Source organism: Rhodococcoides kroppenstedtii (assembly GCF_900111805.1).
In the GTDB taxonomy this organism is placed as follows: Bacteria; Actinomycetota; Actinomycetes; order Mycobacteriales; family Mycobacteriaceae; genus Rhodococcoides; species Rhodococcoides kroppenstedtii.
On record NZ_FOJN01000001.1, the window covers coordinates 248,404 to 272,026 of the forward strand.

The window sequence follows — 23,623 nt, forward strand, 5'->3', positions numbered from 1 at the left end:
TCGAGGGGCGCGGGAACGGTCAGTGACGTGCGAGCAGGAACCGGAAGACGGACCCACCGCCCTGGTTCGGGCCGTCGGGGCCGCGGTGGATCGCTCCGCCGTGCCGGTTCTGCTCGTGCGCGCGGACGGACGGGTGGTCCGGGCCAACCCGGCGGCCCGCCTCCGCCTCGGGGACGTCGCGGCGTCGGCCGACCGCGCCTGGACGCTCGAACTGCCCGGCAGGGCGGGTCCGCAGGACTCGCCGGCCATCGTCCGGGCGGGTGGTACGTGGTTCGGCCGCGCCGAGTTGGTGCAGTCGACCGGAAAGAGGGTGCCTGTGTCGACATCGGCGTTCGCGGTACACGACCGGGACGAGGATCCTCTGATCGTCGCCACCCTGCGCACTCCCGAGCTCACCCTCGATCCCCCGCGCGGCGCGTCCGACGAGATCCAGGCCGTGCTCCGCGCCTCCCGCGACGCCGAGGAGCGGCACGATCGGCTGGCGGAACTGTCCCGCTTGGCGTTGCGGGGTCGCATGGGCGATCTGCTCGCCGCGTCCGCCGACACGGTCGCGTACCTGCTCGGCGCCCGGCTCGCGACCATCTCCCGCGTACATGCCGACCCGACCACTATCGAGACGGTGGCCACCACCGACGGCGGTGACTCCCCTCTCGCACGCGGGAGCGACACCGTTCCGGCGTTCGTGGGGACGACCGGGACACCGTTGCTGTGGCGGGGCGAGACCCTCGATCACCGCATCGACGCCGACGCCCTGCGGAACGCGGGCTTCGAGAACGCCGTCGCGGTGCCGATCGAAGGCGGCGGGCGCCCGTGGGGTGTACTCGCCGTCTTCGGCGTCGATCCGGGGCGTCCCGCCGACGGAACCGCGGCGCCGGTGGCGCCGGTGGCCGGCTCGGACGCGATTCCCGAGCCGTCCGTTCTCGACGAGGTCGCCGACATCGTCGGTGCCGCGGTGCACCGCGTCGGGGTGGAACGCGAACTGCGCTACCGCAGTCTGCGCGATCCGCTGACCGGACTCCCCAACCGCGCCCTGGCGCACGACCGCATCGGCTCCGCCGTGGAACGCGGCCTCGTCGCCGGCTCGTGCACCGCGGTCATGCTCATCGATCTCGACGACTTCAAGTCCATCAACGACGGGCTCGGCCACGAGGCCGGGGACACCGCCCTGGTCGCGGTGGCCACCCGACTCGCGCGCGCGTCGCGGCCCGGTGACACCGTGGCGCGACTCGGCGGCGACGAGTTCGTCGTGGTGTGCGAGAACCTGCGCGACGAGGACGACGCCGTGGCGGCTGCGGCGGTGTACGGCGACGCCGTCCGCGCCCCCGTCTCGGTGGAGGGCAACGATCTGGTCATCACCGCGAGCATCGGGGTCGCGGTGACCACCACCGACGTCCCGGTCAACGAGCTCGTTCGTCGAGCCGACGTCGCGATGTACCGCGCGAAGGACACCGGCCGGGGCCACGTCGCGCTGTTCGACCGCGACGATCGCGACCACCGCCGCCTGCAGTTGGCGCTGTCGGCGGATCTGCGCGCGGCGCTCGAGAGCCGGTACCTCACGCTCGCCTATCAACCGATCTTCGACATCGGCACCGGCCGCATCACCGCCGTCGAGGCGTTGGCGCGGTGGGAGCACCCGACGCTGGGGTCGGTCAGCCCCGAGACGTTCGTCGCCATCGCGGAGCGAACCGGTCAGATCGACCGGCTGGGACTCTGGGCGCTGCACTCGGCGTGCCGTCAGGCCGCGGAGTGGCAATCGATCGCCGACGTCGGTGTCCGCGTGAACGTCTCGGCGCTGCAACTGCGTCGACCGGGGTTCGTCTCGGCCGTGGCCCGAGTGCTGGCCGAGACGGGGCTACCGGTCGGCCGACTGGGCCTCGAGATCACCGAGACCGTGTGGCTCGCCGACACCGCGCAGGTGCGCGACGCGCTCACCGAGCTGCACCGGATGGGGGTGTCGATCCTCCTCGACGACCTCGGCAGCGGACACAGCTCGGTCACCTACCTCAACCGCTACCCGGTCATCGAGGCCTTCAAGATCGACCAGAGCTACATCCAGGCCATGCCCGGCAAACGGCCGGAAGCCATCGTGTCGGCCATCGTCTCCCTGGCGCACGCGTTCGACGTCACCGTCGTGGGCGAGGGCGTCGAGACACAGGCGCAGTTCGACCGGCTGCGGGAAAGCGGATGCGATCTGGCGCAGGGATTCTGGCTCGCGGAACCGACCGACGCGGCGACCATGACGGACATGCTGCGCGAGCGCCGGGCCGGCTGAGGAACCCGAGCCGGGCACGATCCCGCGCCGAGTTACTCGGACCGGTCGTCGGGGTCGTTCCGGCCGGTGGACGTCCGCTGGACGAATTCGGCGGCCACGTCGCGCACCCGCAGTCCGCGGCGCTGCGCCTCGTCCGACAGGGCGGCGAAGGCGGCCTCTGCGTCGACGCCGTCCATGGCCATCATGATGCCGCGGGCCTGTTCGATGGGTGCCCGCTGCTCCATGGCCTCGCGCAGGGCGCGCACGGCGGAGGCGGCGTCGCTGTAGCGGGTGTGCTCCCCGATCGCGCGGCCCACCGTCGTCGTGATGCCCTCGAGCACGTCGGTGTCGATGTCGTCGAACGCGTGATCACGCAGACCGTAGAGGTTGAAGGAGCCGATCACCCCGTCGAGCGTGCGGATCGGCGACGCCAGCACCGACAGAATGCCCTCCGCACGGGCGGCGTCCGTGAAGTCGGGCCACCGGTCGTCCCGGTCGGTGCAGTCGACCACCACGCTCTCGCCGGTGCGCGACGCCTGCAGGCAGGGCCCGGCCCCTGCGTCGTACTGGTGTCGGTCCACTTTCAGGGTCAGCAGGTCGGTGTACGTCGCGGTGTAGGTCGAGCCGTCGAAATCGATTGTCACGCCGCAACTGTCGGCACCGGGGATGATGTCGTGCGCCAGGTCGACGGCTTTCTGCAGCAACTCGACCACCTGGTCGGTGTCCTCGATTCGTCCGCCCAGGGCCGCGAGAATCTCGCCGAGCCGCCCGGGCGTCAGGCTCGGTCCGGCCTGCCCCTCGGTGTCCATGGAGATATTCGATCACACGGCCCGCGAACCGGCCGGAACACTCGGCCTCCTGCTGCGTAGGCTCGTGCTCGGTCACTACTCGTTTCGACGACGAACGGGTCGGGTAGCCGTCCCGTCGGTGCCGGGTTGCTCTCGCCCGGTCCCCGGGGGACGGGCCGTGTGGCCGGTGGAGGGCAGTAATCGGGCGGTCGGCGATGACGGAGGAACTGTGGATCCGGAAGTGCAGCACGAGCCCAGCGAGATCTCCTACGACGAGAACTTCTATCCAGCGCGGCCGCGGCCGCTGAAGCCGTCGGTGCGGCGCGCCTACCGGACGCCCGGGGACCTGCCTCGCGGTGACGCGGAGGCGGACAACCCGGAGTACGTGTCCTGGCTGGTGCAGCGGTCCATGCTGCAGGACGCCAAGCTCATCGCCGAGCAGCTGTCCGGCAAGGGCAGCATGTGGCAGAACCCCTACGCCTCACCGGATCCGCGCGGCGCCGTCGAGCGCGCCCCCGTCTGGTTCACCGCCTACCCCATCTCGCTCATCGCCTCGCCGGGCCAGAGCTTCCTGGCCACCCTCGGCGACGAGTCGCTCTGGCAGCTGTTCTCGGACATCGGCATCACCGCCGTGCACACCGGCCCCGTCAAGGAGGCCGGTGGACTGCACGGGTGGCACGCCACGCCGTCGGTCGACGGTCACTTCGACCGCGTGAGCATGCAGATCGATCCGGCGTTCGGGTCCGAGGAGGAGTTCCGCCGCCTCTGCGTGGTCGCCTCGGCCTACGAGGGCATCGTCATCGACGACATCGTGCCCGGCCACACCGGCAAGGGAGCGGACTTCCGCCTCGCGGAGATGGCTTACTCCGATTACCCCGGGATCTACCACATGGTGGAGATCGAGCCGCAGGACTGGCATCTGCTTCCGCGGGTCGGCGCCGGCCGGGACTCGGTCAACATCGACGCCGACGCCGAGGCCGAACTGGCTCGCGCCGGCTACATCGTGGGCCAGCTCCAGCGCGTCATCTTCTACGAGATGGGCGTGAAGGAGACCAACTGGAGCGCGACGCCCATCATTCGCGGCGTCGACGGCGTGGAGCGCCGCTGGGTCTACCTCCACTACTTCAAGGCCGGTCAGCCCTCGATCAACTGGCTCGACCCGTCGTTCGCCGGCATGCGTCTGGTCATCGGCGACGCGTGCCATTCCATCGCCGATCTCGGCGCCGGCGCCCTGCGTCTGGACGCCAACGGCTTCCTTGGCGTCGAGCGGCGGACCGAGGGCCCCGGATGGTCGGAGGGCCACCCGCTGTCCGAGGCCGCGAACCATCTCATCGCGAGCGTGGTGCGCAAGATGGGTGGGTTCACGTTCCAGGAGCTGAACCTCACCATCGACGACATCAAGGCGATGGGCGGCAGCGGCGCGGACCTGTCCTACGACTTCATCAACCGGCCCGCGTACCACCACGCGCTGGTGATGGGGAACACCGAGTTCCTGCGCCTGACGATGAACCTCGCGCGCGATCACGGCGTCGACACCGCATCGCTGGTCCACGCGCTGCAGAACCACGACGAGATGACGTTCGAGCTGGTGCACTTCGCGACTCTGCACAAGGAAGACGAGTTCTCCTACGGCGGCGAGGTGATCAAGGGCGGCGATCTCGGAGACCAGATTCGCGCGGAGCTGTGCGAGCGACTGACCGGCCGGTGGGCCCCGTACAACCGCACCTTCACCAACAACGGCATCGCGTGCACCACGGCCTCGGTGATCACGGCGTCGCTCGGCATCCGGGACCTCGACCGCATGGACGAGACGGACATCGAGACCGTGAAGCGGGCGCACCTGCTCCTCGCGATGTACAACGCACTGCAGCCGGGCGTCTTCGCGCTGTCCGGATGGGACCTGTGCGGGGTGCTCCCCGTGCCGGCCGAGGAGGTGGCCGACCTCATCGCGGAGGGCGACACCCGATGGATCAACCGCGGCGCCCACGATCTGATGAACTACGCTCCCGACGCGACCCGCTCGGAGTCCGGTATCCCGCGAGGCCGCAGCCTCTACGGATCGCTGCCCGAGCAGATGAAGGACGGATCGTCCTTCGTGCGGCAGCTCTCGCGGATCCTCGACGTGCGGAACCGCTACGGCATCGCCACGGCGACGCAGCTCGACGTGCCGTCGGTGTCGCACAAGGGACTGCTGGTGTTGGTGCACCAGCTCGCCAACGGTCTGGTCCAGGCCACGGTGCTCAACTTCACCGGAGACGAGATCACCGCGACGGTGCAGTCCAAGCACCTCCCGGGCGGGGCCACGGTGGTGGATCTGTTCACCGATCACGAGGTCGGCACGGTCGACGAGCTGGGAAGTTTTCTGCTGACACTCGCTCCGTACCAGGGCATTCCGGTGATGCTGAAGGGCTGACCACGCGGTGGCGACCCGTCGGTAACGTCAGCAAAGGGTAGGCTAATCTATCTCGCATGCGCGTTGCGATGTTCGGGTATCAGACCTGGGGTCACCGCACCCTGCAGGCCCTCCTCGACTCCCCTCACGAGGTGGTCCTGGTGGTCACCCATCCGCCGAGCGAGCACTCCTACGAGTCGATCTGGTCCGACTCCGTCGAGGACCTCGCCCGGAGCCACGGCATCGCGGTCCACCTGGCTCAACGGCCCGACGACGCCCTCGCGGCCCGGTTGCGCGACGCGGCGCCGGACATCGTCGTCGCCAACAACTGGCGCACCAAGCTGCCGCGCGAGATTTTCGACGCGCCGCCGCACGGCACGCTGAATCTGCACGATTCGCTGCTGCCTCGGTTCACCGGATTCTCCCCCGTCATCTGGTCGCTGATCAGCGGCGCCACGGAGACCGGTCTGACCGCTCACCGGATGGACGACGACCTCGACACCGGCGACATCGTGGTCCAGCGTGCGGTGCCGATCGGCGAGCGAGACACCGCCACGGAACTCGTCCAGGCCACCATCGACCTCATCCCGGAGGTGCTCACCGAAGCGCTGGCCGCCATCGAGAGCGGTACGGCCGAGTGGACACCCCAGGACCTCGCCCAGCGCACCTTCTTCCACAAGCGCTCGGACGTCGACAGCCGGATCGACTGGACCTGGCCCGCCGAGGAGATCGACCGCCTGATCCGCGCCCAGTCCGACCCCTACCCCGACGCCTGGACTCACTACCGCGGTGAGCGCATCGGCATCACCCGCGCCCACGTCTCCACCTGCTGCTACGGCGGTACTCCCGGCCGCGTGTTCATCCACGAGGGCGACGGGATGGCCATCGTCGCCGGCCCGTCGGCCCACCTCGGCCGGAATCGTGCCCTCGTCGTCGACGAGGTCCGCACCGCCGACGGCCGCACCGTTCCCGCGACGGAGTTCTTCCCCCACGGCGGCGGGTATCTGACCGACCGGCCCTGACGGCAGTCCACCACGGTTTCCACCCCGGTCGCCGGGGGAAGACGGTCGGTATGACCACCACGCGACCGACCGCCGCCGACCCGTCGACGTCGTACGACCCGGACGACGATCGCAAGCCGGATTCGCCCACGGACCTGACCAAGCCGTCGTTCCTCTACGTCGTCCGCAAGACCGCGCGCGAGTTCTCCAAGGACCAGTGCACGGACCTCGCCGCGGCTCTCACGTACTACGCGGTTCTGTCGATCTTTCCCGCGCTGCTGGCCATGGTGTCCCTGCTCGGCGTCTTCGGCCAGGGCGAGCGCACGGTGAACGCCGTCCTCGACATCGTCTCCGACCTCGGCCCGTCGTCGGCCGTCGACACGTTGCGAGAACCGATCTCCCAGTTGGTCGCGACGCCGACCGCCGGCCTCGCGTTGATCATCGGTCTCGCCGGTGCGATCTGGTCCGCCTCCGGCTACGTCGGGGCCTTCGGACGCGCGATGAACCGTATGTACGAGGTCGACGAAGGTCGGCCGGTCTGGAAGCTGCGCCCGGTCATGCTGCTGGTGACGTTGATCGGCCTGATCTGCCTCGCCGCCGGCGCGTTGATGCTGGCGGTCAGCGGACCGGTAGCGCAGGCGATCGGCGACGCCGTCGGACTCGGCGACACCACGCTCATGATCTGGAACATCGTGCGCTGGCCCCTCATCCTGATCCTGGTGGTGATCGCGGTGGCGGTGCTCTACTACGCCACGCCGAACGTCCAGCAGCCGAAGTTCCGGTGGGTCAGCACGGGGGCCGCGTTGGCCATCGTTACCTGGATCGTCGCTTCGGCGCTGTTCGGGTTCTACGTCGCCAACTTCTCGAGCTACAACGCGACGTACGGATCGCTTGCGGGCGTCGTCATCTTCCTGTTGTGGCTGTGGATCACCAATCTCGCGCTGCTGTTCGGCGCGGAGCTGGACTCCGAACTCGAGCGAGGGCGCGAACTGCAGGCCGGGCTGCGCGCAGAGGAGCATCTGCAACTGCCGGAGCGCGACACTCGTGTGTCGGAGAAGAACGCCGAGAAGGACGCCGAGCACGTCGAGCGGGGCCGCTCGCTCCGACTCTCGCGCGGCAGAGACGACTCCGCTCCGCGGTAGTCCAGCGCGCGGACCCGCCACGAATCTCCTGTGTCACCGCGGCACCTTTCGGTCGCGAATCCCGGCGTCCAGCCCTCGGCGCCCCCCGGCTCAATCCGACTCGGTGCGCCCACCGCGCACGTCTGCGAGGCATCATGTCGTCCACCCGCTCGTCCCGATTCGATCGTCCCGGCCCCGGCACCGCTCTGATCACCGGCGCGTCCAGCGGCATCGGCCGCGCCACCGCTCACCTCTACGCCGAACGCGGCTGGTCGCTCGTCCTCTGTGCCCGCGGGCGCGAAGGACTCGAGGACGTTGCCGACCAGTGCCGTCGGCGCGGTGCCGCTGACGTGGCGATCAAGCCCGTCGACGTCTCGGACGGCGACGAGGTTCACAAGATGGTCACGGAGACCGTCGAACAGTTCGGCCGAGTCGACGTGTGCGTCCACAGCGCCGCGGTCATGTCCTACGGAACGTTCCTGGACACCCCCGCCGAGGTGTTCGACCACGCGATCTCCGTCGATCTGATCGGCGCGGCCAACGTCGCACGGTCGATCCTGACCGTCTACCGCGACCAGGGCGACGGGCACCTCGTCATCATCGGCTCGCTGCTCGGACGCATCGCCGTGCCCTGGATGGGCACGTACGTCACCGCCAAGTGGGGACTGCGCGGCCTCACGCGCACGCTGCAGCAGGAAATGCAGCAGTACCCCGGCATCCACGTCAGCTCGGTGGCGCCCGGCGCGGTCCGCACCCCGATCTACGAGCAGGCCGCCACCGTGGTCGGGCGCGCCGGATCTCCCCCGCCGCCGGTGACGACGCCCGAGGTGATCGCCCGCGCCGTCGACCGCGTGGTGCGCAAGCCGCAGCGCGAGCGTGACGCGGACGCGGTCTTCGGCTACGTCAACAAGGTCGCTGCCCTGGGCTACACCGTCGTGCCGGCGGTGTTCGACCGACTCGTGGGGCCGCTCATGTGGCGCTTCGGCATCTCGCGCGAGCCCAAAGACGATGCGGAGGGCAATGTATTCCGCTCCCGAAGCCCCTATCGACAGTGATCCCCCGTCACCGGACCGATCCTGAGACAGACTGACGGGTATGGCCCCTCGACGCCTCGCTCCCCAGCACCTCGGCTCGCTGATCGGTGCCGTGTTCGGCCTCGTCTTCGTGCTCGTGAACTCCGCGACGTCGCCGACACCCGTCCGAGTGGTGCTCGTCGTCGCGGCGATGGCGGCCGCGGCGCTGGTGCTGGTGGGTATCGCGCGCGGTCCGGCCCCGTCGACTCCGCCCTCGGTGCGCCCGTTCGGGCGCGGCTACTGGGCCGTCGTCGCGGCCGAGGTGGTGGCCATCGTGGTCGGCGTGCGCGTCGTCGCAGCGGCCGGACACCCACAGGCCGGGGTCGCGTGGGTGGCCACCGTCGTCGGCGTGCACTTCGTGGTGCTCGCGGTGCTGTGGCGGCTACGGCTCTTCCACGTCCTCGGCGGGGCCCTCACCGCCCTCGGCGTGGCCGGGCTCGTCCTGGCGTTCGCGGGCGCACCCGCCGTCGCGACGGACCTGACCGCGGGTGTCGGATCCGGCGTCGTGCTGCTCGTCTTCGCCCTGGTCGGAGTGTGGAGAGCCGGTGGTACCAGGCGATTTGGCAGTGCACGGGTGCTATGAGTTAGAGTCTCTTCTCGGCCGGTCACGTACCGGCTGCAGCATTCCCCCATAGCTCAATTGGCAGAGCATTCGACTGTTAATCGAAGGGTTTCTGGTTCAAGTCCAGATGGGGGAGCTTTCGACAGGCCCCGGATCGCGCTCGATCGGTCCGGGGCTTTCTCGTGTCTCCGCCCGAGGGGTGGGGTGCACGCACGGGGGTATGACATCGGGCAGGATGGACACCCCGTCACCCGACCACCGAGAGGACCGCTGCACTCATGATGCGTTTGTTGGTCGGCGTCGCTGCCGGATACGTGCTCGGCACCAAAGCCGGCCGCGGTCGGTACGAGCAGATCTCCCGCGCCACCAAGGCCGTCGCCTCGAGCCCGGCCACCAAGAAGATCGTCACCGCGGGCCGGCAGAAGCTGTCCGATTCGCTGAACACCCAGCCGAAGCTCGAGCCCATGAAGCAGTACGACGACACGCAGGTGTTCGTCCCGCGCGACCAGCTCTAGATCGCGGGGAACTCCGCGTCGGTGGTGCTGCCCACCGCCTGTTCGAGCAGGCTGCGGCGATACTGCTCGAGCGCGATGAGGTCGCCGAAGAGCGCGTTGTAGTCCTCCGGCTTCTCGATCGGCGACATGCGCTGGAGCTTCGACTTCAGCTCGGCGACCTGGCGACCCACCCAGACTTCCTGCAGCCGGGCCAGCACGCCCGAGATGTAGCGCGGGGTCGCCTCCTCCGAGATGGGCATCGGCTCGACCGCCAGCTCGGTCACCAGGGACCGCAGGCCCTTCGCCTCGGCCTTCTTGCCGACGGCGTCGAGCCACTCTCCTCCCCCGAGTCCCGCCGCGGTGCCGCCGGCCTCCCGGACGGCGTCCGAGACCGCGGCGTACGCCGGGTGACCGAAGGTCTCCGGGGGCAGCGAGTCGAACACCGAGCCGGCGATACCGGGGTGCTGCATCACCGCCTTGAGCGCCTCCCGCTGGGGCCACAACGTCGGATCGTCCCGACGCGGGTGAGCCGGCCCGGCCGGCGCGGCGGAATCCTCGGTCGGCCGGGACGGGCGACGCAACGGTGCGGGCGCGGCGCCCTTGGCGATCTTCGCGGCCTCCTCGCGGACCCGCCCGACCACCATGCGCTCGTCGATCCACCCCACCCAGCCGGACAGGCGCGCAGCGTAGTTGTCCCGCAGCGCGCGGTCCTTCATCTGAGCGACCATCGGTACGGTGCGGCGCAGCGCCTCCACCTGCCCCTCGGCGGTGTCGAGGTTGCACTCGGCGAGCGCGCCCCGAATGGCGAACTCGAACAACGGAGTACGACGAGCCACGAGGTCGCGTACGGCGGCGTCGCCCTGGCGCAGCCGTAGATCGCACGGGTCCATTCCCTCGGGCGCGACGGCGATGAACGTCTGTCCGGCGAGCTTCTGATCGCCGGAGAACGCCTTCATCGCCGCGGCCTGCCCGGCCTCGTCGCCGTCGAAGGTGTAGATGATCTCGCCGCGCCAGAACTTGTCGTCCATGAGCAGCCGACGCAGCAACGCGAGGTGGTCGTCACCGAATGCCGTGCCGCACGACGCGACGGCGGTGGTCACGCCGGCGAGGTGCATCGCCATGACGTCGGTGTACCCCTCGACGACGACGGCCTGATGCCCCTTGGCGATGTCCTTCTTGGCCAGGTCGAGACCGAACAGCACCTGGGACTTCTTGTACAGCAACGTCTCCGGCGTGTTGACGTACTTGCCGGGCATGGTGTCGTCGTCGAAGATCTTGCGGGCGCCGAAGCCGATGACGTCGCCGGCGAGGTTGCGGATGGGCCACAGAAGTCGGCGGTGGAACCGGTCGATCGGACCCCGCTTGCCCTGCCGCGCCAGCCCCGCGGCTTCGAGCTCGGCGAACTCGAACCCCTTCTTCAGCAGGTGCTTGGTCAGCGTGTCCCAGCCGCCGGGAGCGAAGCCGCAGCCGAACAACCGCGCGGCCGCCGCATCGAAGTTGCGCTCGGTCAGGTAGTCCCGTGCGGCCTGCGCCTCGGGCGATCCGAGCTGCTCGGCGTAGAACTGTTGCGCCGCAGCGTTGGCCGCGACCAGACGCGCCCGCGTGCCGCGGTCCCGCTGGACGGAGGTACCGCCGCCCTCGTAGTCGATCCGGTAGTTCAGCCGGTCGGCGAGCTGCTCGACGGACTCGACGAAGCTGATGTGCTCCATCTTCTGCAGGAACGTGTAGACGTCCCCGCCCTCGCCGCACCCGAAGCAGTGGAACGTGCCGTGGTTCGGCCGCACGTGGAACGACGGCGTCTTCTCGTCGTGGAACGGGCACAGGCCCATCATCGAATCGCCGCGCGGCGCCTTCAGGGCGACGTACTCGCCGACGATGTCCTCGATGCGCGTCCGTTCACGAACGGCCGCGATGTCTCGTTCGGGTATTCGGCCGGCCACCGGGACAGTCTAGGCGTCCGGTCCGACGGCCCTGCACGGGCGAGCGGGGCGCTCTCCAGCCCCGGGAGCGGCCCGCTCTCCGACCCCACGAGCGGGCCGCTCTAGCCCCACGACGCCTGCGCGCCGAGGCTGGCGGCGTCGATGCGTTCGAGCCGGGACTCGGTGCAGGACGCGATCTGGTCGACGACGACGCGGGTGCGGGCGGCGTCGTCACCGGCGGCGGACCAGGCCGGCAGGAACATCGGGTCGAGCGAGGCGGGTGCGGAGTGCAGCAGCCACGCGGCGACGCGGTGGATGCGGTCGCGTTGGCGGTCCTGGCGGCGGCGGTGGCCGTCGTCGGACATGACGTACCGCAGCGCCATGGTCTTGAGCAGCGCCACCTCGGCGCGGACCAGCTCGGGAACGGACAGGTCGGCGTCGTAGCGCCGCACCGCGCGTCCGTCGGCGGCCTCCCGGGTGGACGAGACGGCGGCCGTGGTGAACCGCCCCACCAGCTCGCTCGTCATGCGCTTCAGGGCGACCGAGCGGACCAGGGTGCCGTCGTACCCGGCGGCGTCGGAGACCACCGGCAGCTCCGACAGTCGTTGCGCCGCCTCGCACATCAGGTCACGGTCCAGTCCGCGGAACTCGCGGATCGCGAGGTCGGCCAACGCGTCCTGCTCGGCCCGATCGGCGAGCGAACGGAGGTCGATGCGCCCGGCGATGACGCCGTCCTCGACGTCGTGCACCGAGTACGCGACGTCGTCGGCCCAGTCCATGGCCTGCGCTTCGAGGCACTGCCGCCGCTCCGGCGCCCCGGCGCGCACCCAGGCCAGGGTGGCGGCGTCGTCGTCGTACGCGCCGAACTTGGCGCCCGGCGACGGCCTGGTCCACGGGTACTTGATCGCCGCGTCCAGCGACGCGCGGGTGAGGTTGAGTCCGGCGCTACGACCGTCGTCGCCGAGCACCTTCGGTTCCAGCGCGGTGAGGATGCGCAGGTTCTGCGCGTTGCCCTCGAAGCCGCCGCAGGACGCGGCGACCTCGTCGAGCGCGCGCTCACCGTTGTGGCCGTAGGGCGGGTGACCGATGTCGTGGGCGAGCCCGGCGAGCTCGACCAGGTCGGGATCGCACCCGATGCCGTCGGCGATGCTGCGGCCGATCTGCGCCACCTCGAGCGAGTGGGTCAGCCGCGTGCGCGGCGTGTCGCCCTCCCGCGGACCGGTCACCTGGGTCTTGTCGGCCAGTCTGCGCAGTGCCGCCGAGTGCAGCACCCGAGCGCGGTCGCGGGCGAACGCACCGCGCGATTCGGCGGCCGACTCCGGCGCGAGGCCGGCGGACTTCGGTGCCTCCGGAACCCGGCGGTCGACGTCGGCGTCGGTGTAGGTGTCGGTCGCAGGCCGGCCGGCCATCACTGTCCTGCCGTGTAGGAGAAGTCCGCGGAGTGGTGGGTGAGCTGGTACCACAGCAGAGCCGCTGTCTCCCGGCCGATTCCGTGGATCTGCGACTCCCGCGTGTACACCGCGGGTCCCTGCCGGGTGGGCGAGGTCCACGCGTCCAGACCGGCGTCCTGCGCCATGGTGCGCGTCCGCAACGAGTGCCACGGGTCGCTCACCAGCGTCACCCGATTCAGGCCGCGGCTCTGCAGTTCGGCGGCCACCGCCTCGATGCTGCGCAGCGTGTCCGAGCCCTCCTCGACGGCGACGACGTCCTGCGCCGGCACCCCCTGGTCGACGAGGTAGGTGCGGCCCGACGCGGCCTCGGTGTAGTTGTCCCCCACCTGTTTTCCGCCGACGGTGACCACCAGCGGGGCGATACCGGCCTGGTAGAGCGCCGAGGCCTGCGCGAGCCGCGCCTCGAACACCGACGACGGCACGCCGTCGTACTGAGCCGCTCCCAGCACCACGATGGCGTCGGACGGCGTGTGATCGTCGATGCGCGCCACCTGCCACACGCGGACGGCCGTGCCCAGCACCACCAGCAGTCCCACCAGGACGACACCCGCGATCAGCCGACGGATCCACCGCGCCAGCGTGCCGCCGAACCCCAGCCGGGGTGGTCGGGTGGCCGTGTCGCGGTATCCGTCGCGGTCGTCGTAGTAGTAGTCCGTACTCATCGCGACCCAGTTTGCCAGCCGCACCTGTGACCGACGTGTGCGGCGCGCACGTGCAGGGGGCGTCCGGATCACCTGAAAGTCGTGCCAGACGACCGGTAGGTTCCCCCCATGACTTCGGCCTCCACGCGAACGGCCCGCTCCGTGCTCGCCGCGCTGATCCTGCTGACCACCCTGCTGGGCGGCGGTGTGGCGAGAGCCGAGGAGCCGTTCCGCGTCCCGGAGCAGGTCACGGACCTCTCCGGCGTCCTCGACGACGGTGACCGCGCCGAGGTCGAGGCCGCTGTCGATCGGCTCTACACCGACCAGGGGCTGCGGCTGTGGGTGGTACTGGTCGACGACTTCTCCGGCGTCCCGTACGCCCAGTGGGGTGAGCGCACCGCCGTCGCCAGCGACTTCGGCGACCGCGACATCCTGCTCGCCGTCGCCACCGTCGCCCGGTCCTACACGCTGAACGTCCCGCAGGCCCAGACCGCCATCTCGAACTCGGAGATCTCCGACCTCGAGCAGAGCAGCATCGAACCCGCCCTGCGCGAGGAGCAGTGGGCCGGCGCCGCCACCGCCGCGGCGACGGGGCTCGCCAAGGCCGTCTCGACCACCGGTTCCGGATCGGCCGGACTGTGGGTCGCTCTCGCCGTCCTCGTCCTGGTGGTCGTCGGCGCGATCGCGTTCGGACGCATCCGGACCGCCCGCCGTCGTCACGCGGCGGCCGAGGCGGCACGCACGGTCGACGGCAGCGATCCGGCCGCGCTGGCCGCCCTGCCCGCCGACGTCCTCGACGAGCGGGCGCGCGAGATCCTCACCGAGACCGACGAGGCCGTCCGCGCCAGCGCCGAGGAACTGGCCGCGGCCACGGACGAGCTCGGCGAGGCCGGCGCCCGCCCCTTCACGACGGCGTTGGCCGACGCCCGTCGGGCGCTCGCCGAAGCCCACGAACTGCGTCAACGTCTCGACGACGCGATCCCCGAGTCTCCGGAGGAACGACGCCGGATGGTCGAGCGCATCGTCACCTCCTGCGCGGAGGCGGACCGCGTGCTGGACGAGAAGGTGGCCGAGTTCGACGAGATTCGCAACCTGCTGATCGACGCGGGCGCGCGGCTCGACGCGCTGACCCAACGGCAGGTCGAGCAGACGGCGCGACTCGAGGGCTGCGCGGCCACGCTGGAGTCGCTGCGGTCCCGGTACGACGCGTCCGTGCTCGCCCCGGTGGCCGACAACGTCACGCTGGCGCGTGAGCAACTCGCGCTGGCCGACTCGGCGATCGACGACGGACGGGACGCCGCCGCGCAGCCGGTCGGTCAGCAGGGACCGGTGGTCGCCGCCGTGCGCACGGCGGAAAGTGCGCTGACCCGGGCCCGCACGCTGCTCGACGCCGTCGATCACGCGGACGAGGACATCGTGGCGGCTGTCGACCAGTTGCCCGCCGCGATCGCCGACGCGCGTGAGGACGTGGCGACGGCGGACCGGTTGGCGACGCACGGCGGCGAGGCGTTGGCGTCGGCCCGGTCGGCGACCGTGGCCGCGATCGAGCGTGCGGAGCGCTCGGGCGCCACGGACCCGCTGGGGGCGATGCACGCCCTCGTCTCCGCCGACGCGGCGCTCGACGACGCGCTCGCCGCGGCCACGGAAGCGCAGCAGCGGGACGAGCACGCCCGCGCCCGCCTCACCCGCGACCTCGCCGCGGCGTCCGCGCAGGTTCGGGCCGCGAACGAGTTCATCGCCTCGCGCAGCGGCGCCGTGAAGGTCCAGGCCCGCACCCGGCTGGCGGAGGCGGAACGGCACCTGCAGGCCGCACAGCACTTCGCGGAGTCGGACGCGCCGCGCGCCCTGCAGCACGCCGCGGCCGCTCTGTCCTTGTCGGCGCAGGCGTCGCACGCGGCGCAGGCCGACGTGGCCGACTGGGAGGCGACGCAGCGGCCGCGCCATTCCGGCGGCTACGGCGGCGGATCCACGGCCGGCGGCGTGCTCACCGGGGTGCTCATCGACAGCGTGCTGCGCGGCGGCTTCGGCGGCGGGCGCTCCTACGGAAACCGCCGCAGCGGTGGCTACGGCGGTTTCGGTGGTGGACCCCGGTCGTTCGGTGGGTCGGGGTCCTCGGGGCGGATAGGCAGGAGCTCCGGAGGCCGGTTCTAGAGTGGCCTCCGGCCCCGTGCGCCTTTTGCACATCCTGAGATGTGCAAAAGGCGCACGGGGTCAGCTGCCGATCAGCCGGGCGGCGAGGTAGCCCTCGACCTGGTCGAGGGCGATCCGCTCCTGCGCCATCGAGTCACGTTCGCGGATGGTCACGGCGTGGTCGTCGAGGGTGTCGAAGTCGACCGTGATGCAGAACGGGGTGCCGATCTCGTCCTGGCGGCGGTAGCGGCGACCGATGGCGCCGGCGTCGTCGAATTCGACGTTCCAGTGCTGACGCAGCGTGGCCGCGAGGTCCTTCGCCTTGGGCGTGAGGTCGGCGTTGCGGCTGAGCGGGAGCACGGCGGCCTTGACGGGGGCGAGGCGCCGGTCGAGGCGCAGCACGGTGCGCTTGTCCACGCCGCCCTTGGCGTTGGGGGCCTCGTCCTCGTGGTAGGCGTCGACGAGGAACGCCATGAGCGAACGGGTCAGTCCCGCTGCGGGTTCGATGACGTACGGGATGTAGCGCTCGTCGGCGGCCTGATCGTAGAAGCTGAGGTCCTGGCCGGAGTGCTTGGCGTGCGTCGACAGATCGAAGTCGGTGCGGTTGGCGATGCCCTCGAGCTCACCCCAGGCACTGCCCTGGAACTCGAAGCGGTACTCGATGTCGACGGTGCGCTTGGAGTAGTGCGAGAGCTTCTCCTGCGCGTGCTCGTAGAGACGCAGGTTCTCCGGGTCGATGCCGAGGTCGGTGTACCACTTCATGCGGTAGTCGATCCAGTACTGGTGCCACTGCTCGTCCTCGCCGGGCTTGACGAAGAACTCCATCTCCATCTGCTCGAACTCGCGGGTGCGGAAGATGAAGTTGCCGGGCGTGATCTCGTTGCGGAAGCTCTTGCCGATCTGGCCGATGCCGAACGGCGGCTTCTTGCGCGACGTGGTGAGCACGTTGGCGAAGTTGACGAAGATGCCCTGCGCGGTCTCGGGTCGGAGGTAGTGCAGGCCGGCCTCGTCGTCCACGGGGCCGAGGAAGGTCTTGAGCAGTCCGGAGAACGCACGCGGTTCGGTCCAGGAGCCGGGCTCACCGGTCTCGGGGTCGCGAATGTCGGCGAGGCCGTTCTCGGGCGGGTGGCCGTGCTTCTCCTCGTACGCCTCGAGAAGGTGGTCGGCGCGGTAGCGCTTGTGGGTGTGGAGCGATTCGACCAGCGGGTCCGAGAAGGTCTCGACGTGACCGGACGCCTCCCAGACCTCACGCGGGAGGATGACCGAGGAGTCGAGGCCGACGGTGTCCTCGCGGCTGGTGACCATGTTGCGCCACCACTGCTTCTTGATGTTGTCCTTGAGCTCGACGCCGAGCGGGCCGTAGTCCCACGCGGACTTGGTACCGCCGTAGATCTCGCCGCACTGGTAGACGAGTCCCCGGCGTTTGGCCAGGTTGGCGACGGTATCGATCTTGGACTTCGGAGCCACGGGGCCAGTTCTCCATCTCGGGTCGTGAGTCGGTGGTGGCGGAGCGCGGACGTGGTGTGTCCGGCCGCGACACATCAGACTATCGGCCCGGTGGGGTCTCGCGGACCACCGCGTCCGCGACGCGCCCCGGTTGACATGCGCCATCACGCATATCACAATGATTACGATTTGCAATAACGACGACTCGACGACGGGGTGTTCTCTCGATGAGCGTGCCGCACGCGGTGCCGGATCCCGGCTCCACCCTTCCCCATCCGGCGACGGATCTGCCGCCCAAGGAGGTGCTGACCGGCGCCGGGGATCTGCTGCGGGCGCTCGCCGCACCGGTTCGGATCGCGATCGTGCTGCAGCTGCGCGAGTCGGCGCGGTGTGTGCACGAACTGGTGGGTGCCCTCGGCGTCACCCAGCCGTTGATCAGCCAGCACCTGCGCGTGCTCAAGGCCGCCGGGGTGGTGAACGGCGAGCGGTCCGGCCGGGAAGTGCTCTACCGGTTGGTGGACGACCATCTGGCGCACATCGTCGTCGATGCCGTGGAGCATGCGACCGAGGGGTCTGCGCATGCGACCGAGGGGGCTGCGCAGGCGACCGAGGGTGCGGCTGGGACGGACGGTGCCGGTCGATGAGCGCGACGAAGACCGTCGGCCTCCGGTCGACCAAGCAGCGCAGCGCGATCTCGGAGTTGCTCGACACGGTCGACGAGTTCCGTTCGGCGCAGGACCTGCACGACGAGTTGCGACGACGCGGCGACGGCATCGGCCTGACCACGGTCTATCGGACGCTGCAGGCAATGGCCGACGCGGGCACCATCGACGTGCTGCGCACCGATTCCGGGGAGTCGGTGTACCGCCGCTGCTCCGCCGGCCACCACCATCACCTGGTGTGTCGAGACTGTGGTTTCACCGTGGAGGTCGAGGGCGCCGCGGTGGAGCGGTGGACCAAGTCCGTGGCCGGTGAGCACGGGTTCACCGACGTCAGTCACACGGCGGAGATCTTCGGCCTGTGCAGCGAGTGCGCCGCCAAGGACTGAGACTGCCGGACGGGACTCAGGGCACCAGGCCCACGCGCGCCTTCTCGACGCCGGACAGCACCAGGACCAGCATGGTCATGAGCGGCTCGTCGTCGAGTCCGGTGGCCGGGAAGGTGTAGCGCAGGATCACGTCGGCCTGCGATCCGTGACCCACCACCGAGATCGACCCGAACTGGGACTCGGCGTTGCGCGCGGCCACCTTGGCGCGCAGCCCACCGGACGACGGCCGATCCCACGCGAGGACCGACGTCAGCGCGAGCACCTCGAGACCTGGCCCCAGCGCGACGGCCCGCAGCGAGCACAGGGCGCCCGCGTACGTGAAGCCGAGCGAGCCGTCGTCGGCCACGGTGACGTCGGCGAACTGGCCGAGGATCACGCGCGTCCGGTCCTGCAGGGCCGCGACCACGTCGTGCTCGGTCATTTCACTCCCCCGAATCGCCGGTCACGCGAGGCGAACTCGACGCACGCGGCCCACAGATCGCGGCGGTCGAAGTCCGGAAACAGCTTCTCCTGGAACACCATCTCCGCGTAGGCCGACTGCCAGAGCAGGAAGTTCGACGTGCGCTGCTCGCCGGAGGGCCGGAGGAACAGGTCGACGTCCGGCATGTCGGGCTCGTCGAGGTAGCGGGCGAACGAGGCCTCGGAGATCTTCTCCGGATCGAGCTGCCCGGCCGCGGCCCGCCGGGCGATCTCGCGGGCGGCGTCGACGATCTCCGCGCGGCCGCCGTAGTTGACGCACATGGTCAGCGTCATGACGGTGTTGTCCTTCGTCAGCTCCTCCGCGATCTCGAGCTCGCGAATCACGCTGCGCCACAGCCGCGGTCGTCGCCCCGCCCATCGCACCCGGACGCCCATCTCGTGCATCTCGTCACGGCGTCGACGGATGACGTCGCGGTTGAAGCCCATGAGGAACTTGACCTCGTCGGGACTGCGTCGCCAGTTCTCCGTGGAGAACGCGTACGCCGACAGCCAGCGCACGCCGATCTCGATGCAGCCCTCCACGGTGTCCATGAGCACCGCCTCGCCGCGTTCGTGGCCGGCCGTACGGGGCAGCCCGCGGTCCTGCGCCCAGCGTCCGTTGCCGTCCATGACCAGGGCGACGTGGCGCGGAATCAGCTCCGGCTGCAGGATCGGCGCCCGCGCCCCCGACGGGTGCGGGCTCGGCGGGCGCACGGCGCGACTATCGGACGGGGTCGGCTGCTCGCGACGACGGATCACGGGTCTCATCCTGCCCGACGGTCCCGTCCGCGGGGGCACCGCGCTCGACCAGCGGCAGGGTTCGCAGTTGCCGCTCGAGGTGCCATTGCAGGTGCGCGGCCACCAGACCGCTCGCCTGCGTCCGCACCGCGTCCGCCGTCGCGACGGCCGCGGGCCAGTCGCCGCTCTGCAGGGCGGCCATGAGGTCGAGGACGCCGGCGCCCGGAGTCGCCGCCCCGGCCGGCCGGCACTGCGTGCACACCGCACCGCCGGCGGCCACGTGGAACGCCCGCAACGGGCCGGGCGCCGAGCACGTCGCGCACTCGGTGAGCGACGGCGCCCACCCGGCGAAGTTCATGGCGCGCAACAGGAAGGCGTCGAGAACCAACTCCGGTGGCCGCTCCCCGGAGCCGAGGGTGCGCAGCGCGCCGACGGTCAGCGAGTGCAGCCGCGGAGCGGGGGCGTGTTCCTCGCCGGCGAGCCGCTCTGCCGTCTCGAGGATCGCGCAGCCGGTGGTGTAGCGGGCGTAGTCGGCGACGATGTCGGCGCCGAAGGCGTTCACCGTCTGCACCTGGGTGACGATGTCGAGGTTCCGGCCCGGATACAGCTGGACGTCGATGTGCGCGAACGGTCCGAGCCGGGCGCCGAACTTCGAGGTCGTGCGGCGCACGCCCTTGGCCACGGCGCGCACCAGCCCGTGGTCCCGCGTCAACAGCGTGACGATGCGATCGGCCTCGCCGAGCTTGTGCTCGCGCAGGACGACGGCGTGATCCCGGTAGGACCTCACGACTCACCCACGCCGTCCAGTGTGGCACGTCGGCACATCTCGTCGGGACGGGCTCAGGGCGCGCCGAGGTCCCGCTGGAGCGACGCGAGGGTCCGGGCGATGTTGCGTCGCTGAAAGTCCGCGAAGAGGCTGCCCCGCGTCGCCACCTTGTCGAAGACCGCGGCGAGCGCGTCCGGCCACGGACGGTCGTCGGTCCAGGTCTCGGTGACCCGAGTACCGCCGTCGACGGGGTCGAAGCGGTACTCCCACGAGGCGATGGGAGTGCGGAGGATCGGCCGGCGCGGACCGATGGCCTGCACGGTGAACGCGAAGCGCTCCCCCGGGTCCGCCGCCGTCACCACGCAGCGCGTCGACCATCGCGCGGGCCCGCGGCGGTTGGTGCCGACGAACGTCATCCCGACGTAGGTGCCGCCACGTCGCGGATCGGCGACGACGGCACCGGTGTTCTCGGGACTCCAGCGGGCCATGCGGGTGGGGTCGGCGAGAGCGGCGTAGACCTCGTCGGGCGGGGCCGCGACGACGACGGAATCGGAGACGGTTCGAGTGCGCACTCCCGACACGGTATCCGTGCGCTCCGCCGGGTACCCGGAAGGCCAAGACCCCGATCGCCGATGTCCAGTCCGATGCCACGGTTACTGTCGAGTGACGTCCGATGCGGGGGGACGAGCCGAAGAGAGAGTGTGGCCATGAGTACACGCGGAGTGCGTGATTACGACGAAGCGGATCTGTCCGTCGAGAAGCCCAAGACGCATGCTGCCGGGCCCACCGCCGTCGCGGTGTCGATGTATCGGTCGCTCGACCGAATGGGTCCGATCCGGACCGCGAAGACGCTGCTGGACCTGAACCAGGCCGAGGGTTTCGACTGCATGAGTTGCGCGTGGCCGGATCCCGATCCCGGGCATCGACACACCGCGGAGTTCTGCGAGAACGGCGCCAAGGCCGTCGCCGAGGAGGCCGACACCCGCCGCGCCACCCCGGACTTCTTCGCCCGCCACTCCATCGCCGAGCTGGACTCGCACAGCGAGCACTGGCTGGGCCAGCAGGGCCGCATCACCCACCCGATGGTCAAGCGACCCGGCGGAACGCACTACGAGGAGATCGACTGGGACGAGGCCTTCGACCTCATCGGAGCGCAGCTGCGCGCGCTCGATCCGGACGAGGCCGTGTTCTACACCTCCGGCCGCGCGTCCAACGAGTCGGCATTCGTCTATCAGCTCTTCGTCCGGGCCTACGGCACCAACAACCTGCCGGACTGTTCCAACATGTGCCACGAGTCGACGTCGATCGCCCTGCAGGAGTCGATCGGCATCGGCAAGGCCAGCGTCACGCTCGACGACGTCTACGACGCCGAGTTGATCGTTCTGGCGGGCCAGAACCCGGGCACCAACCACCCGCGCATGCTTTCCGCCCTCGAGAAGGCGAAGAAGAACGGCGCGAAGATCCTCGCGATCAACCCGCTGCGCGAGGCCGGTCTGATCAACTTCAAGAACCCCCAGACACCGCGCGGAATGATCGGTCCCGGAACCGATCTCGAGGACATGCACCTGCCGGTGCGGATCAACGGCGACCTCGCGCTGTTCCAGGCCTTCGGGCATCTCCTGCTCGAGTGGGGCGCCGTCGATCACGAATTCGTCCGTGAGCACACCACCGGGTTCGACCTGTGGAAGCAGCACATCGAGACGCTCGACTGGGCGGAGGTGGAAGCGACCACCGGTCTGAGCCGCGCCGTCATCACCGACGCGGCCCGGATGCTCCGCGATTCCTCGGCCACCGTCTTCTGCTGGGCCATGGGCATCACCCAGCATCACAACGCGGTGAACACCGTCAAGGAGATCACCAATCTGGCGTTCCTGCAGGGGAACATCGGCAAGCGCGGTGCCGGGCTGCTGCCGGTGCGCGGACACTCCAACGTCCAGGGCGACCGCACCATGGGCATCTGGGAGCGCGCGCCCCAACACTTCCTCGACGCGATCCAGAAGGAATTCGGCTTCGACCCGCCGCGAGAGAACGGCCTGGACACCGTCGACTCGATCCGGGCCATGCGTGACGGCAAGGCGCACTTCTTCCTGGGGCTGGGCGGCAACTTCGCCCAGGCCGCACCCGATTCCGACGTGACGTTCCAGGCGCTGCGGAACACCAAGATGACGGTGCACATCTCCACCAAGATCAACCGGTCGCACCTGGTGTGCGGCGACACGGCGTTGATCCTGCCGACCAAGGGACGGACCGAGAAGGACATCCAGGCCAGTGGGCCGCAGTGGATCTCGGTGGAGGACTCCACCTGCTCGGTGCACTCCTCGCGTGGTCCGCTCGAGCCGGCGAGCCCCCACCTCAAGTCCGAGGTGGAGATCCTCACCCGCATCGCGGAGGCCACCATCGGCGACCGGTACGGGTTGGACTGGAAGGGTTTCCGCGACGACTACCGGAACATCCGCGAGCACATCTCGCGCGTCGTCCCGGGGTGCGCCGGATACGAGGTGAACGTCCGTCGCCCCGGCGGCTTCGTCCTGCCGCACCCGCCGCGGGACTCGCGGACGTTCCAGACCGAATCGGGTCTCGGCCAGTTCGCCGTCTCGCCCATCGAGGCGCTGCAGGTCCCTCCGAAACACCTGCTGCTGCAGACGTTCCGGAGCCACGACCAGTTCAACACCACCATCTACGGACTCTCCGACCGCTACCGCGGCATCGAGGGCGGGCGCCGCGTGATCTTCATGCACCGCGGCGACATCGCCGAACTGGGCTTCCGTGACGGAGATTTCGTCGACATCACCACCCGATGGGAGGGCGACGACAGGGTGCGCTGCGCGGAGAACTTCCGCATCGTGGAGTACGCCACGCCCAAGGGTTCGGCGGCGGCCTACTACCCCGAGACCAACCCCCTCGTGCCGCTCGATTCCACTGCGGCGGAGAGCAACTGCCCCACCTCCAAGGGCATCGTGGTGTCCCTGACTCCGGCCTCGGCGCGGCACAAGGCGTCGGGTGACGGGCAGGATCGGGTCCGGTCGGACGAGGGGCACAAGTCCCACCCCCAGCCCGAACACCTGTCCTGACCCCAGCGGTCCTCGGTGCACCGGTTGCAGCCACACAGGTTGTGACCGGTGCACGTGGCCGACGACCCGTGCAACCCGCTCGGGTTCCCGCCACCCGCACGGGTTGCAACCCGTGCACTTGGCTGCACCCTGCGCAGCTCGCTACCTGCTTCGGTTTCCGCAACCTGCTACGGGTACAACAGGAGCAAGTTGCTGGAACCGGAGCAACTTCGGAGCGCGCACCTCCGACTCGAACGTCAAACGGTCCCCGGGACCACAACCCGCTCAGGTTC

Annotated in this window: 20 protein-coding genes and 1 tRNA gene; 12 read left to right on the forward strand and 9 right to left on the reverse strand. The window is 70.1% G+C overall.

The window, feature by feature from the left end:
* Positions 1-22: 22 nt before the first annotated feature.
* Positions 23-2,272 (forward strand): putative bifunctional diguanylate cyclase/phosphodiesterase, encoded by a 2,250-nt coding sequence (locus BMZ18_RS01185; protein ID WP_082894944.1) that lies wholly within the window; start codon positions 23-25, stop codon positions 2,270-2,272.
* Between the two features lie 32 nt (positions 2,273-2,304).
* On the opposite strand, the gene BMZ18_RS01190 is transcribed toward BMZ18_RS01185, so the two are convergent.
* Positions 2,305-3,060: a GAF and ANTAR domain-containing protein gene (locus BMZ18_RS01190; protein WP_082894943.1), complete on the reverse strand. Its 756-nt coding sequence runs from the start codon at positions 3,058-3,060 to the stop codon at positions 2,305-2,307.
* Positions 3,061-3,268: 208 nt separating this feature from the next.
* On the opposite strand from BMZ18_RS01190, the gene treS reads away from it, so the two are divergent.
* From treS to BMZ18_RS01225, 7 genes are all read left to right on the forward strand, one after another.
* Positions 3,269-5,452 carry a maltose alpha-D-glucosyltransferase gene (gene treS / locus BMZ18_RS01195; RefSeq protein ID WP_068361810.1) on the forward strand — a complete coding sequence of 728 codons (2,184 nt, stop codon included), beginning with the start codon at positions 3,269-3,271 and terminating at the stop codon, positions 5,450-5,452.
* A gap of 56 nt (positions 5,453-5,508) precedes the next feature.
* A complete protein-coding gene (locus BMZ18_RS01200; RefSeq protein WP_068361807.1) occupies positions 5,509-6,453 on the forward strand; it encodes a methionyl-tRNA formyltransferase in 945 nt (314 codons plus the stop codon).
* 50 nt (positions 6,454-6,503) lie between these two features.
* The gene (locus BMZ18_RS01205; RefSeq protein ID WP_068361804.1) at positions 6,504-7,574 is read left to right on the forward strand and encodes a YihY/virulence factor BrkB family protein; all 1,071 of its coding nucleotides are present in this window, start codon (positions 6,504-6,506) and stop codon (positions 7,572-7,574) included.
* A 134-nt stretch (positions 7,575-7,708) separates the two neighbouring features.
* Entirely contained in the window at positions 7,709-8,608 is a 900-nt protein-coding gene (locus BMZ18_RS01210; protein WP_068361801.1) for an SDR family NAD(P)-dependent oxidoreductase, read from the forward strand.
* A gap of 40 nt (positions 8,609-8,648) precedes the next feature.
* Positions 8,649-9,209, forward strand: coding sequence for a hypothetical protein (locus tag BMZ18_RS01215; protein WP_068100261.1), 561 nt, complete (start codon positions 8,649-8,651; stop codon positions 9,207-9,209).
* A 42-nt stretch (positions 9,210-9,251) separates the two neighbouring features.
* Positions 9,252-9,324, forward strand: a tRNA-Asn gene (locus tag BMZ18_RS01220).
* A 142-nt stretch (positions 9,325-9,466) separates the two neighbouring features.
* Positions 9,467-9,703 carry a hypothetical protein gene (locus tag BMZ18_RS01225; RefSeq protein ID WP_068100259.1) on the forward strand — a complete coding sequence of 79 codons (237 nt, stop codon included), beginning with the start codon at positions 9,467-9,469 and terminating at the stop codon, positions 9,701-9,703.
* On the opposite strand, the gene dnaG is transcribed toward BMZ18_RS01225, so the two are convergent.
* From dnaG to BMZ18_RS01240, 3 genes are all read right to left on the reverse strand, one after another.
* Complete coding sequence (gene dnaG / locus BMZ18_RS01230) at positions 9,700-11,622, reverse strand: DNA primase (protein ID WP_068100257.1); 1,923 nt, start codon at positions 11,620-11,622, stop codon at positions 9,700-9,702. The genes BMZ18_RS01225 and dnaG overlap by 4 nt on opposite strands.
* A gap of 101 nt (positions 11,623-11,723) precedes the next feature.
* Positions 11,724-13,010 (reverse strand): deoxyguanosinetriphosphate triphosphohydrolase, encoded by a 1,287-nt coding sequence (locus BMZ18_RS01235; protein ID WP_068100255.1) that lies wholly within the window; start codon positions 13,008-13,010, stop codon positions 11,724-11,726.
* On the reverse strand, positions 13,010-13,714 hold the full coding sequence (locus BMZ18_RS01240) for a YdcF family protein (protein WP_068100253.1): 705 nt from the start codon (positions 13,712-13,714) through the stop codon (positions 13,010-13,012). Before BMZ18_RS01240 ends, BMZ18_RS01235 begins: the two co-directional genes overlap by 1 nt.
* A 108-nt stretch (positions 13,715-13,822) precedes the next feature.
* Between BMZ18_RS01240 and BMZ18_RS01245 the strand changes: the two genes are divergently transcribed.
* Positions 13,823-15,844: a TPM domain-containing protein gene (locus BMZ18_RS01245; protein ID WP_074921681.1), complete on the forward strand. Its 2,022-nt coding sequence runs from the start codon at positions 13,823-13,825 to the stop codon at positions 15,842-15,844.
* Between the two features lie 60 nt (positions 15,845-15,904).
* Here the strand turns inward: BMZ18_RS01245 and BMZ18_RS01250 are convergent, their stop codons facing one another.
* A complete protein-coding gene (locus BMZ18_RS01250; protein WP_068361795.1) occupies positions 15,905-17,290 on the reverse strand; it encodes a glycine--tRNA ligase in 1,386 nt (461 codons plus the stop codon).
* 206 nt (positions 17,291-17,496) lie between these two features.
* On the opposite strand from BMZ18_RS01250, the gene BMZ18_RS01255 reads away from it, so the two are divergent.
* Entirely contained in the window at positions 17,497-17,913 is a 417-nt protein-coding gene (locus BMZ18_RS01255; RefSeq protein WP_082894942.1) for an ArsR/SmtB family transcription factor, read from the forward strand.
* The gene (locus tag BMZ18_RS01260) at positions 17,910-18,317 is read left to right on the forward strand and encodes a Fur family transcriptional regulator (protein WP_068100239.1); all 408 of its coding nucleotides are present in this window, start codon (positions 17,910-17,912) and stop codon (positions 18,315-18,317) included. Before BMZ18_RS01255 ends, BMZ18_RS01260 begins: the two co-directional genes overlap by 4 nt.
* A gap of 16 nt (positions 18,318-18,333) precedes the next feature.
* On the opposite strand, the gene BMZ18_RS01265 is transcribed toward BMZ18_RS01260, so the two are convergent.
* Genes BMZ18_RS01265 through BMZ18_RS01280 form a run of 4 tightly spaced genes read right to left on the reverse strand, consistent with a single transcriptional unit; the run spans position 18,334 to position 20,852 of the window.
* Positions 18,334-18,738 (reverse strand): hypothetical protein, encoded by a 405-nt coding sequence (locus BMZ18_RS01265; protein WP_068100237.1) that lies wholly within the window; start codon positions 18,736-18,738, stop codon positions 18,334-18,336.
* Positions 18,735-19,544 carry an isoprenyl transferase gene (locus BMZ18_RS01270; RefSeq protein ID WP_068100235.1) on the reverse strand — a complete coding sequence of 270 codons (810 nt, stop codon included), beginning with the start codon at positions 19,542-19,544 and terminating at the stop codon, positions 18,735-18,737. Before BMZ18_RS01270 ends, BMZ18_RS01265 begins: the two co-directional genes overlap by 4 nt.
* Entirely contained in the window at positions 19,498-20,301 is an 804-nt protein-coding gene (gene recO, locus BMZ18_RS01275; RefSeq protein WP_068361792.1) for a DNA repair protein RecO, read from the reverse strand. Before recO ends, BMZ18_RS01270 begins: the two co-directional genes overlap by 47 nt.
* A gap of 53 nt (positions 20,302-20,354) precedes the next feature.
* On the reverse strand, positions 20,355-20,852 hold the full coding sequence (locus tag BMZ18_RS01280) for an SRPBCC family protein (protein WP_068361789.1): 498 nt from the start codon (positions 20,850-20,852) through the stop codon (positions 20,355-20,357).
* A 135-nt stretch (positions 20,853-20,987) separates the two neighbouring features.
* Between BMZ18_RS01280 and BMZ18_RS01285 the strand changes: the two genes are divergently transcribed.
* Positions 20,988-23,351, forward strand: a complete 2,364-nt coding sequence (locus tag BMZ18_RS01285; protein WP_068361786.1) for an FdhF/YdeP family oxidoreductase — start codon at positions 20,988-20,990, stop codon at positions 23,349-23,351.
* Positions 23,352-23,623 lie beyond the last annotated feature (272 nt).